The following is an 11,120-nucleotide window of genomic DNA, read 5'->3' as shown; positions in this document are numbered from 1 at the left end:
TTTCCCCTTCGCGTTGAGGCGCTGGGCCATTAGCTCAATTGGTAGAGCAGCTGACTCTTAATCAGTTGGTTCGGGGTTCGAGTCCCTGATGGCCCACCAGAGCAAACGAAACCCCGCAGTGGAAACCCGCTGCGGGGTTTTTGCGTTGCATGGCGACAAAAGCGACAGTGACACGGCATGAATTCCCCACATGTTTACGTGCACGTTGCCCCATGCTGCATGGCACTACAGAGACATGTCACGGCGCCACCATGCCGTGTTGCCACACACAAAGGTGAATGCAGGGCCTAATGCCAGGGCACGGACATGTCCATGCGCCAGGCCCGGCGCAGTCCGCCGCATGCCGCACGCACGACAGTCCTGCACAACTGCGTGGTCGGACCGCAGGAGACCCTTGGCATAGTAGCCGCTTTCCCCCCGCCGCGAAAGCCCGAACACACCCTTTGCCTTATAATGTCAGGAAAAGCCCGTCGAACCGGAGCGTGCCGCCCTGACACCGCAGGGCCGCTCCCGCCTCCGGGGCAGGCCGGACGCCAGCGCATGCCAGCCGTGGCTGTCCTGCCCCTTGCCCCGTTGCTGCTCAACGCGACACGGAATCCAGATGATCCAGCATGGCCTGGCACACGGCTTCCGGCGTCAGGCGCACAAGGCAGGCCAACGTGTCGGGGTTGGCGCACTCGTTGCGGTTGCAGGGCTGGCAGTCCAGCCCAAGGGCCATGTGGAAATGTTCCGGTGCAGGGAACGACCACGCCTTGCTGGTGGCCCCGCGCACCACGAAGGTGGGCGTACCCACGGCCACGGCGATGTGGCACGGCGCGGAGCAGTTGCCCACGTGCAGCACGGCCTGGTCGATGCAGGCCGCCATTTCGCGCAGCGACAGCATCCTGTCGGGCATCAACACCTTTTCCGGGCAGTCGCAGGCGGCGAGCACGGCGCGCACGTCGTCTTCCTCTCCGGGGCCGAACAGGGGCATGAAGCGCAACGAGGGATCGCGTGCGGCGGCCAGCGACAGCAGCCTGCCGTAATGGTCCGCAGGCCAGCGCCGGGTAATGCGGCGGTGCGTGGGGTCCACGGTTATCAGCCGCTGCCCGGGGGCCAGCCCCAGCGTGGCCAGCATGCCGCTGGCGGCGTCGCGCTCCGCGTCGCTCAGGTACAGGCGAGGGCGTTCTCCGTTCCAGCGCACGCCCAGCGGCTCCAGCACGCTGGCCTTGGCCATGGCGGCATACCCGTCACGGGGGCGCACCCAGTGGGTGAACAGCCAGCGGTTGTACCACGCGGGCGTGTACGACAGGCGCACCCGGGCGCGGGACATGGCCACCACCCACCTACAGCGCGGCAACTGCTGAAAATCCACCACCACGTCAAAGCCGGTGCGCGCCACCCGCCAGTAGAAGGCAACCTCTCGGGCAAGAGAACTCAGGCCCTTCTTGTCGATGGCCCACACCGTGTGCACGGCGGGGTTGCCTTGCAGCATGGGGGTGCACTTGCGCTCGGTGAGCACGTGCACTTCCGCGTCGGGAAAGTGGCGGTGCAGCAGTTCCAGCGAAGGCGTGGCCAGCAGCACGTCGCCGATCTGCCGCAACTGGCAGACCAGGATGCGCCGCACGCTGGCCGGGTCGATGATCGGGCGGACGGGGGGGCCGGAATACCCGGCGGGGGACAACGCCCCGGAATTGCGATGGGGAAAAGATGCGGTGCTGTTCACGGATACTCCATCTGGAATGGAGCCGTGCTACCGTCTTGCGTGCAGAGCGTCAACCAGGGGAGCGGGCGGGCGGAGGAGAAGACGGGGATAGCACAACCGGAGAACCCGGCAAGAACGCGGCAAGGCTGGCAGAGGCTGGCAGGAGCGGGAGGAAAGCGGGTCGGGCAGTGTCACGGCACGGCATGGTCCCACACGACCCGGCACGACCCGGCACGACCCGGCACGGCACGATCCGGACCACGGAAAAAGCCCCCGAAGACCTGGCGGCTCCGGGGGCCTTGAACCGCTGGCGGCGGCGCGCCGCGCCGGACGGGAACTGGCAAGCCCTCTTGCGCAGCCGGTACCATGACCGAATGTTCCCGACCCTGCGCGGACCGGCGCGGGTGCCATCCGTGCCGTGCCTCGCCTGAAAGTGCGGTGAGGTCCGTCGCGTCGTTTCGGTGCCCTGTGGCGCAGACGAACTGTTTAATCAATCAACAATTCAGCTATTGCCGAAACCGCACGGAAAGTCAAGCGACCGCAGGACGTTCCCGAACCACGCGGCACTACTTCATGCCTACCGCTTCGGCAATGCTCAGGCAGGTATCGGCACGGTTCAGCGTGTACAGGTGGATGCCCGGAGCCCCGCCGTCCAGCAGCGAACGAATCTGCCGCTGGGCAAAGGCGATGCCCGCTTCCTTCACGGCTTCCGCCCCGCCCTTCTCGTTGGCGGCCTCCAGTTCCAGATACAGCTTGCCGGGAATGTTGGCCCCGCACAGCGAAAGGATGCGCCGCACCGACTCCAGGCTCTGGATGGGCAGGATGCCCGGCAGCACCGGCACGGTCACGCCCATGGCGCGCAGCCGCTCCACGAAGTCGAAATATTCCCGCACGTCGAAAAACAACTGGGTGACGATGAAGTCTGCCCCCGCGTTGACCTTGTCCGCCGTGTGGCGCACGTCACTGGCGAAGCTGGGCGATTCGGGGTGCGCCGCAGGGTACCCGGCAACGCACACGCCCATGTCGGGCTGCTCGCTGCGGGTAAAGCGCACCAGGTCGGCGGCGTAGCGAAATTCCGCCGTGTCCCAGTCGATGTCCTGCCCCTTGGGGGCATCGCCGCGCAGGGCCAGCACGTTGTCCACGTTCACTTCGCGCAGACGGCGCAGGTAGTCGGCAATGCGCTCGCGCGTGGCGCCCACGCAGGTCAGGTGGGCCATGGGCTCGAGACCCATGACGTTCTTGAGGTGCGAGGTGATTTCCAGCGTGTTGTCCTGGGTGGAACCACCCGCCCCGTAGGTGACCGAGGCGAACAACGGATCCAGGGCCTTCAGCCGTTCCACGGTGGCGAAGAAGCCGGGCCAGTTTTCCCGTTCCTTGGGGGGAAAGAATTCCAGCGAATAAAAGGGCCGGGTGCTGGCGGCGATGCTGTCTCTGATCTTCACGGCGTATCCTTTGCTGCCTGGGGCTGGCGTCTGCGGGTGCTGTCGGGCGAAAGGCGGCGGTGCGCAAGGTTGCTCGACCGGGGCTGGGGCCAAGGCTGCGTCCGGATGGACAACGGCCTGACCGAAACCAGCCCGCTCTGGCTGCCGGGGGTGGGCCCCCTCTCGCTTCCTGTGATGGAGCCACTCTATATCAAGCTATCTTGATATGTCAATATTGAAATGTTGATCAAACCATACCCTCCGCCACCGGCAGCCAGCACGTCCGGACGCCCTGCCAATCCTGATACCACCCCAAACAGGACCGGTCCCAGCCAACGCCACCGGAACCAGCCAACGCCTCCGGAATCGGGGTCCGCTCCCCGGAACCGGGCCTGACGTCCCCGGAACAGAACCTGACGTCCCCGGAACCGGGCCTGACTCCTTCCTGCCCGTTGCGCCACGCAAGGCTTTCACCTACACTGCCAGCCTGCACCGGGGGGGCTGTCCGGTCTGTCTTCCCTGCCCAATCTGGTCCGATCTGGCCCATTCCGGCCAGGTATGCCCCGATCTGGCATCCCCCTGCCGCACGCACCGTTCATGCTCCGGGCACCCCCTCCATGGCGCCCGGCCACCCAGCGCAGCCACACCCGCCGTACCGACATGACCGTCACCGCATCGCTCCCTGCCGCGCCCGCGCGCCCCGCACCATCCGGCTTCCGCCGCCCGTGGGCCTGCATCCGTGCCCTGCGCGGGGCAGTTGGCGTCCTGACGATGCTGGGGCTGCTGCTGGCAACGGTCACGGCGCAAGCGGACGAAATACGCCCGAGCGGGACGTTGACGGACGAGTCTCCCGGCTGGACGGAACTGGACACCGGCCTGCAACTGGGCATCTTTCCCGCGCCCGACGCGCCCGATGGCCCCGAACGCATCGTGGCCGTGCGCATCGACCCCGCCTACTACGAATTCAGCCTGCACACCACGTCGGAAGAGGGCGAACCCGCCCTGTCGCTGACAGAATGGGCCCGCCGCCACGACCTGAACGCGGTGATCAACGCCAGCATGTATCTGCCCGACGCGCGCACCAGCACCGGCTACCTGCGTAACGGCGCGCACCTGAACAACCCGCGCATCGGGGGCAACCTGGGGGCGTTCTTCGTGTTCGGGCCGCTATCGCCCGACCTGCCCCAGGCCGATCTATTGGACCGCACCGCCGACCCCTGGGAAGAACTGCTGCCGCAGTACCGCTCTGCGGTGCAGAACTACCGGCTCATCGGGGCCAACCGGCGCATCCTGTGGCCGCAGGGCGGGCCGCTGTATTCGGTGGCCGCCGTGGGCCAGGACGGCAGCGGTGCCATCCTGTTCCTGCACTGCCGCGAACCGCTCACGGCGTGGCGCTTCGCCACCATCCTGCTGGCGCTGCCCATCGACATCCGCGACGTGATGTACGTGGAGGGCGGACCACAGGCCGGGCTGTACCTGCGCACCCCGATGCGCAGCGACATCTGGATGGGACGCCATCTGGCCGACTTCTGGAGCGGCGGCAACGCGGCTGCCCCCCTGCCCAATGTGCTGGGCGCGCGGCGCCGGGCCACGCCGCCGCAGCCCGGCCTGTTCCCCGACGGGCGCGAAAGGCCCGTGCCGCAATTCTAGGGGCAGGGCCGCACGTCACCGGGGGAGTTTTTTACCGGACGGGCCTGCATCACCAGCCCGCCCACCGGCGGCAGTGACGGTGGCAGTGACGGTGGCAGTAACGGTGGCCCTGCACCTCCGCGTCCGCCGTCCTGCGCCGTCCCCCTCCGCCATGGGGTCAGTCTTCCAGACACTCCGCGAAAAAGCGCAACACATCCCCCCAGGCCCTGGCTTCGGTACGTGGGCAATGCCACGACGCCGCTGCATTGAAGTTCGTCCCGTACGCCGCGTTGCAGAAGCCGTGGCCCGCGCCCGCGTGCAGCAACACCCGGCAGTCCACGCCAGCGTCGGTCATCTCGCGGACAAAGGGCTCGATGTCGCGCAAGGGAATGACGTGGTCGCGCCCGGCCAGATGCACCAGCACCGGGCAATGCGCCGCGCCGGGCGTCACCTGCTGCGACGAGGCAAGGTATCCGTACATGCTGGCCGCGCCGCGCAGAGGAGCGCCAGCGCGGACCAGTTCCAGCGTGGCCCCGCCGCCCAGCGAAAAGCCCATGGCCAGCAGGCGTCCTGCATCCACTCCCGGCACGCTGGCCAGCGCGTCCAGCCCGGCCCGCGCGCGCAGTTGCAGCAGCGCCCGGTCGTTGCGCAAAGGATACAGGCAGGTCCGGGCCTGCTCGATGTCCGTCGGGCGTAAGGCGGTACCGTACAGGTCGGCGCACAGCACGGCATACCCCGCCCGCACCAACTGCGCGGCACTGCGGAACAGGTAGCCGCCAAGGCCGGTGTACTCGTGCAGCAGCAGCACGCCGGGCACGCCGCAGTGCGCCACTTTTCCGCTGGACGCGTCGAATCCGTCCGGCAGAAACAGACGGCCCTCGCAATCCACAGTATCGCCGCCCGGTCCGACTGAACTTGCAGGCGCGGCATACGTCACCGCCCTGCCCGTCCGCTCCAGATCGTCATCCGCAAACAGCCCCACCGTGCCGCTCCACGTACCCATTCCGGCATCCTTCCTGTCCATCAAGCCTCCCCGGTGGCGGTCATGCGCCATATGCAGCGACGTCCGGCGGGGTCGCCGGACGTCGCGTTTCGATCGTTGGCAGGGGCAGCATCTAGGGCGTGTTTGCAAACCAGTTTTTTGTTCGCTGGCGAGGAAAACGAGCCTGCCATGAAGGAATATGCCTCAGCCGTTGGCGAGTCCTCGAGCCATTACGGATGAGGACCGCAACGCGCTCTTTGGTATTCGACCGAGCCTTAGCCGTTAAGTGAGCGTAGCGAACTTTACGGATAAGGACAGCAGAGCCATGGCAGGCGAAGTTTGACGCAGCCAACGGGCAAAAAGGCAATTTGGGGCAGTCCCCTACGGTTCGATGCGCGAACCAAGCACCCCAAGAAACTTGCGCATCCACTCGGGGTGCGCGGGCCACGCGGGCGCGGTGACAATATTGCCGTCCACGCAGGCATTGGTGAACGTGTCATTCACCTCGCACCACGTGCCGCCTGCGTCCTCGATGTCCGGCTTCACGGCGGGGTACGCGGTGCAGGTCAGCCCTTTGACCACGCCCGCCGTTACCAGCAACTGCGGCCCATGGCATATCGAGGCTATCGGCTTCTTGGCCGCCGCCATCTCGCGCACGATCTCGACCACGCGCGGGTTCAGGCGGATGTATTCCGGGGCGCGACCGCCGGGAATCACCAGCGCGTCGTAGTTCGCCGTGTTCACGGCGTCGAAGTCGGCATTCAGGGTAAAATTGTGGCCCGGCTTTTCTGAATAGGTCTGGTCGCCCTCGAAGTCGTGCACCGCCGTGCGCACCTGCTGCCCCGCCTTCTTGCCGGGGCATACCGCGTGCACGTCGTGGCCCACCATGAGCAGCATCTGGAACGGCACCATGACTTCGTAGTCTTCCACGAAATCGCCCACCAGGAACAGAATCTTCTTCACTGCCATGTCGTGCTCCTTTGCTGCCGACGTGCACGGGGCGGCCTTGGCGCCGCAACCGGCATGCCGGTCGGGGGTTGGGAGGGGATGCTGACGCCGGTGCGGCGCAACGCTTGCGCCACGGCTTGCGTCCCGGCGCGAAATGATTATTGAAGCGCCAGGCCAAGGGGACGCCGCAGGGTCGATTTCCCGCCGGGCGGCACGCGGTCCATGTTTATAATGGGCTCATGGACGGGCTCATGGATGCCGACGCCCCCGCGCGGGAGTGTTTGCGCATTCTATCAATAGCGCGTTCAGCGGCTGCTTACAACCGCAACCACACATCACGACCGGTCGAAAGCCGGTCGGCACGCAAAGGTCACACACATGCCCATGTACGAATTTTCCTGCCAGGTATGCGGCGCCGTATTCGAGGAACTGTGCGCCCGTGATGCCGAAACCTGCGCCTGCCCTGCCTGCGGCGGCCAGGGTACCCGGATGATGTCCGCCGCAACTCCCAAACTGCGCGCGGGCAGCCCGTTCACCAGCACCCCGCGCAACGCAGGGGCCGGGGCCGCCACGGGCTGCGGCTGCGCAGGCACTGCCGCCACTCCCGCGTCCGGTTGCGCCTGCGCCAGCGGCGTCGCCCCCAAGCCGGATGGATGCGGCGGCGGGAACGGCGGCGGTTGCGGCTGCGCCAACTAGACGCACGGCATCTGCACACAGCCACCTTATCCTGCTGCATCAATAAAGAAACGGCGGGCCACCCCACTGGGATGGCCCGCCGTTGCATTGACTTCATTCGTACGCGCAGTCTACGCCCGCGTTTCCGCCATGTCCGGCTCGACAGGCTTGCCTGCCCCTTCTGGCCCGCCAGCCTCGCCTGCCTCGCCAGCCTCATTCGGGCGCACCCCGGCCATCATCAGGCCGATGGCCTGCACCTTGGCGGCGTCGTCCTTGTCGAACGCGTCGATGAACCGGCCCCGGTACATCACGGCGATGCGGTCGGCCAGTTCCAGCGCCTCGTTCAGGTCGCCGGTGACCAGCAGCACCCCGGCGGTGGAACGCGCCTCCAGCAGCCTGCCCCACACTTCCTCGGTGGCGGAAATGTCCAGCCCCTGGGTGGGGTTTTCGGCCACGATGACTTCCGGCTTGCGGAAGAACTCGCGTCCTATGACCAGCTTCTGCAGGTTGCCGCCCGAAAGCGCCCGCGCGGGCGCGGTGATGTCGCCGGGCTGCACGTTGTATTCCCACACCACCCGCTTCACGGCGTTGGTGGCCTCGGTGCGGTCCAGGAACACGCCCTTGGCGAACAGGTTGCGCGTGGTCAGCAGAAAGTTGTCCACAAGGTCCAGATGGCGGCAGGTGGCCAGCCCCTGCCGGTCCTCGGGGATGTAGGCCAGCCCGCGCCTGCCGGGAGGCCCGGCAAAGAATTCGCGCCACGGGCGGCCAAGGATGCGCACCTCGCCCGCTTCGGGACGGTTCAGGCCGCAGATGGCTTCCACCAGTTCCTTCTGCCCGTTGCCCGCCACCCCGGCGATGGCCACGATCTCGCCGCGCCGCACCTCCAGCGAGACGTCGGAAAGACCGGGACCGGAAAGATGCTCGACGGACAGCACGGTGTCCACCGGGGTCAGCCGCTTGGCGTCCACCTGCAACACCACGTCGCGCCCCACCATGCGGTTGGCCAGCACGGTCTGGTTGGGCACGTCGGCCTCGCTGAACTCGTCCACCACCTCGCCCCGGCGCAGGATGGCGATCTCGTCGGCCACGGTCAGCACTTCCTGCAACTTGTGGCTGATGAACACCAGCGCCTTGCCCTGGTCGGCCATGCGCCACATGGCCTCGAACAACTGGTCCGTCTCGTGCGGGGTGAGCACCGCCGTCGGTTCGTCCAGGATCAACACGCGGCTGTCGCGGTACAGCAGCTTCAGGATTTCCACCCGCTGCCGTTCGCCCATGGACAGGCCGCCCACGCGGGCCGCCGGGTCAACTGCCAGGCCGTAGCGTTCGGCCAAGGCGGCAACCTCGTCGCGCATGCGGGCGGGCCGCAGCACCATGTCGGGTGACTGGCCCAGCAGCACGTTTTCGGCCACGGTCATGGAATCCACCAGCATGAAGTGCTGGTAGACCATGCCGATGCCCGCGCGCAGGGCGTCACGCGGCGAAGCGAACACCGTGGGCGCGCCGTCCACCATGATGGAACCTGCATCCTGGCGCAGCTTGCCTGCCAGAATGGACATGAGGGTGGACTTGCCCGCACCGTTCTCGCCAAGCAGGGCCTTGATGCAGCCGGGGCGGATGTCCAGCGTGATGTCGTGGTTGGCGCGCACCTTGCCGAACGACTTGCAGATGCCGTCCAGGCGCACCACGGGCGGCAGGTGGGCGTGCGCCTCGCGGGCGCGCCGGGGCGTTTTCCGTGCCACGGCGGCGGGGGTATGCGGCGTATCGCTCATGGCATCATTCCTCGGGCTCGATGTTCACGCCCAGCGCGGCGGGCGCGGCGCGCCCGCCACCGCGCGCCGACGAGGCCAGCAGCACCAGCACGGTCAGCGCGTAGGGCAGCATGAGCATCAGCGACGAAGGCAGGTTGGCCCCCATGGCCTGCAAGCGCAGTTGCAGGGCCATCACCCCGCCGAACAGGTACGCGCCGAACACGGCGCGGCCAGGCCGCCAGAAGGCGAAGATGACCAGCGCCACGGCAATCCAGCCGCGCCCCGAAGTCATGTTGTTGGTCCACAGGTGGGTGTAGGCCAGCGACAGGTAGGCCCCGCCGATACCGGCCAGAAAACCGCCCGTGAAGATGCCGCACCAGCGGATGCGCACCGGCGAAAGCCCGGCGGCGGATGCGGCTGCGGGGTGTTCCCCGGCGGCGCGCAGGGCCAGCCCCGGACGGGTGCGGGCCATGAACAGCCAGAACAGCGGCGGCAACAGGTACGACAGGTAGACCAGCGCGTCGTGCCGGAAAAAGATGGCGCCCAGTACGGGAATGTCCGACAGCACCGGCACGGCGAAGGCCTGGAAGCCGGTGGTGGTGATGCCCACGTACGGCGTGCCCAGAAAGTCGGCCAGCCCCAGCCCCAGGATGGTCAGCGCAAGGCCGGACACCACCTGGTTGCCCTGAAAGATCAGGCAGACCACCCCGTGCAGCAGCGAAAGTCCGCCCCCGCACAGCCCGGCGGCCAGCACCCCGGCCCACGGGCTTCCGGTGAGATGGGTGGTCAGAAACCCGGTGAACGCCCCCACGATCATCATGCCCTCCACGCCCAGGTTCAGCACGCCGGAGCGTTCGGTGAACATCTCGCCCAGGGTGGCGTACAGGATGGGCGTGCCCGACTGCACGGTGGCGGCCAGGATGGAGAGCAGCAGCGCGGTATCCATGTCCATGCTAGCTCCTCCCCTTCAGCGTGAAGCGGTAGTGGTCGAAGAACTGCCCGGCCAGCACCGAAAGCAGGATCATGCCTTCAAGAATGCCCCCGAAGGCGGCGGGCACCTGCAAGTCCAGTTGCAGATGCTCCACGCCCACGCGCAGCCCCGCCAGCAGAAAGGCGAAACAGGCGATGGAACTGACCCGCAGGCGCGACAGCCAGGCCACCACGATGGCGGTGTACCCGTAGCCCACCATGATGCTGGGTTGCAGGCGGTTTACCGTGGCCGACGTTTCGATGCACCCGGCAAAGCCAGCCAGCGCGCCGCACAGCGACATGACCAGCAGCACCAGCAGGTTGTAGGGCATGCGGGCATAGCGCGCGGCGCGGGGGTTTTCGCCCCCGGCCAGCAGTTCGAAACCGAGGCGGGTGCGCTTCAGGAACACGGCCAGCAACACGGCCACGCCCGCGCACACCGCAAGGCCCCAGTGCACCCGTCCCAGGGTGGCCGGGGCTATGGGGCCGATGATGGCGGCCTTGGGAAAGATGGGCGTCATGGGAAAGCCGAAGCTGGTCGGGTCCTTCCACACGCCATAGACAAGAAATTGCAGAAACAGGATGCCGATGTAGTTGAACATCAGCGTGGAGATGATCTCGTTCATGCCGAAGCGCAGGCGCAGCACGGCGGGCACCGCCGCCCACAGCCCGCCCGCCACGGCGGCGCACAGGAACATCACCGGCATCATGGCCCACATGGGCAGGCCCGGAAAGGCCAGCACCGCCCACGTGGCGCCCACGGCGCCCAGGGCGAACTGCCCTTCCGCGCCGATGTTCCACACCTGCATGCGGAACGACACCGCCACCCCCAGCGAGCACAGGAAGATGGGGATGGATTTGAGCAGCGTGTCTTCCAGCGCGAAGGGACCGCCGAAACCGCCCGACCACAGGACCGCCAGCGCCTTCAGCGGCGGCTTGCCATGCACGGCGAGCAACGCGCAGCTGACCCCCAGCGATACGACAAGGGCCACCGCGAAAATGAAAAAGGAGCCCCACTGAAGGGGCTCCTGCCGTTTCACGACTCTGGGTAGGAACATGGA

At 67.1% G+C, this 11,120-nt stretch carries 9 protein-coding genes and 1 tRNA gene; 3 read left to right on the top strand and 7 right to left on the bottom strand.

The window, feature by feature from the left end:
- The first annotated feature begins 23 nt into the window (after positions 1–23).
- Positions 24–99 (top strand) — tRNA-Lys (locus DESTE_RS16150).
- Positions 100–580: 481 nt separating this feature from the next.
- Here DESTE_RS16150 and DESTE_RS16145 read toward each other — a convergent pair.
- A complete protein-coding gene (locus tag DESTE_RS16145) occupies positions 581–1,606 on the bottom strand; it encodes a glycosyltransferase family 9 protein (protein WP_084559596.1) in 1,026 nt (341 codons plus the stop codon).
- Between the two features lie 644 nt (positions 1,607–2,250).
- Positions 2,251–3,126, bottom strand: coding sequence for a methylenetetrahydrofolate reductase [NAD(P)H] (gene metF / locus DESTE_RS16140; RefSeq protein ID WP_035068858.1), 876 nt, complete (start codon positions 3,124–3,126; stop codon positions 2,251–2,253).
- 576 nt (positions 3,127–3,702) lie between these two features.
- Between metF and DESTE_RS16135 the strand changes: the two genes are divergently transcribed.
- The gene (locus DESTE_RS16135) at positions 3,703–4,755 is read left to right on the top strand and encodes a phosphodiester glycosidase family protein (RefSeq protein ID WP_245590879.1); all 1,053 of its coding nucleotides are present in this window, start codon (positions 3,703–3,705) and stop codon (positions 4,753–4,755) included.
- Positions 4,756–4,912: 157 nt separating this feature from the next.
- Here the strand turns inward: DESTE_RS16135 and DESTE_RS16130 are convergent, their stop codons facing one another.
- Together DESTE_RS16130 and DESTE_RS16125 are read right to left on the bottom strand one after the other, a co-directional pair.
- Complete coding sequence (locus DESTE_RS16130) at positions 4,913–5,758, bottom strand: dienelactone hydrolase family protein (protein ID WP_051384516.1); 846 nt, start codon at positions 5,756–5,758, stop codon at positions 4,913–4,915.
- 339 nt (positions 5,759–6,097) lie between these two features.
- Positions 6,098–6,685, bottom strand: a complete 588-nt coding sequence (locus DESTE_RS16125) for a DJ-1/PfpI family protein (protein ID WP_035068854.1) — start codon at positions 6,683–6,685, stop codon at positions 6,098–6,100.
- A 357-nt stretch (positions 6,686–7,042) separates the two neighbouring features.
- Here DESTE_RS16125 and DESTE_RS16120 point away from each other — a divergent pair, with 357 nt between their 5' ends.
- Positions 7,043–7,360 carry a zinc ribbon domain-containing protein gene (locus tag DESTE_RS16120; protein WP_035068851.1) on the top strand — a complete coding sequence of 106 codons (318 nt, stop codon included), beginning with the start codon at positions 7,043–7,045 and terminating at the stop codon, positions 7,358–7,360.
- A 110-nt stretch (positions 7,361–7,470) separates the two neighbouring features.
- On the opposite strand, the gene DESTE_RS16115 is transcribed toward DESTE_RS16120, so the two are convergent.
- Genes DESTE_RS16115 through DESTE_RS16105 form a run of 3 tightly spaced genes read right to left on the bottom strand, consistent with a single transcriptional unit; the run spans position 7,471 to position 11,117 of the window.
- Entirely contained in the window at positions 7,471–9,111 is a 1,641-nt protein-coding gene (locus DESTE_RS16115; RefSeq protein WP_035068848.1) for an ABC transporter ATP-binding protein, read from the bottom strand.
- A gap of 4 nt (positions 9,112–9,115) precedes the next feature.
- Positions 9,116–10,036 (bottom strand): ABC transporter permease, encoded by a 921-nt coding sequence (locus tag DESTE_RS16110; protein ID WP_035070717.1) that lies wholly within the window; start codon positions 10,034–10,036, stop codon positions 9,116–9,118.
- A 7-nt stretch (positions 10,037–10,043) separates the two neighbouring features.
- Positions 10,044–11,117 carry an ABC transporter permease gene (locus tag DESTE_RS16105; protein ID WP_035068845.1) on the bottom strand — a complete coding sequence of 358 codons (1,074 nt, stop codon included), beginning with the start codon at positions 11,115–11,117 and terminating at the stop codon, positions 10,044–10,046.
- Positions 11,118–11,120: the final 3 nt, after the last annotated feature.

The sequence above is a fragment of the Nitratidesulfovibrio termitidis HI1 genome (assembly GCF_000504305.1).
Classification (GTDB): Bacteria; Desulfobacterota; Desulfovibrionia; order Desulfovibrionales; family Desulfovibrionaceae; genus Cupidesulfovibrio; species Cupidesulfovibrio termitidis.
The sequence above is the reverse complement of the archived record's forward strand: the minus strand, read 5'-3'. Positions and strand labels throughout refer to the sequence as shown.

Bases quoted from the DNA above. Each gene is read 5' to 3' on its own strand.
- DESTE_RS16115 (WP_035068848.1), bottom strand. From the start codon at position 9,111: ATGAGCGATACGCCGCATACCCCCGCCGCCGTGGCACGGAAAACGCCC.
- DESTE_RS16120 (WP_035068851.1), top strand. From the start codon at position 7,043: ATGCCCATGTACGAATTTTCCTGCCAGGTATGCGGCGCCGTATTCGAG.
- DESTE_RS16135 (WP_245590879.1), top strand. From the start codon at position 3,703: ATGCTCCGGGCACCCCCTCCATGGCGCCCGGCCACCCAGCGCAGCCAC.
- DESTE_RS16130 (WP_051384516.1), bottom strand. From the start codon at position 5,758: ATGGACAGGAAGGATGCCGGAATGGGTACGTGGAGCGGCACGGTGGGG.
- DESTE_RS16110 (WP_035070717.1), bottom strand. From the start codon at position 10,036: ATGGATACCGCGCTGCTGCTCTCCATCCTGGCCGCCACCGTGCAGTCG.
- DESTE_RS16105 (WP_035068845.1), bottom strand. From the start codon at position 11,117: ATGTTCCTACCCAGAGTCGTGAAACGGCAGGAGCCCCTTCAGTGGGGC.
- DESTE_RS16125 (WP_035068854.1), bottom strand. From the start codon at position 6,685: ATGGCAGTGAAGAAGATTCTGTTCCTGGTGGGCGATTTCGTGGAAGAC.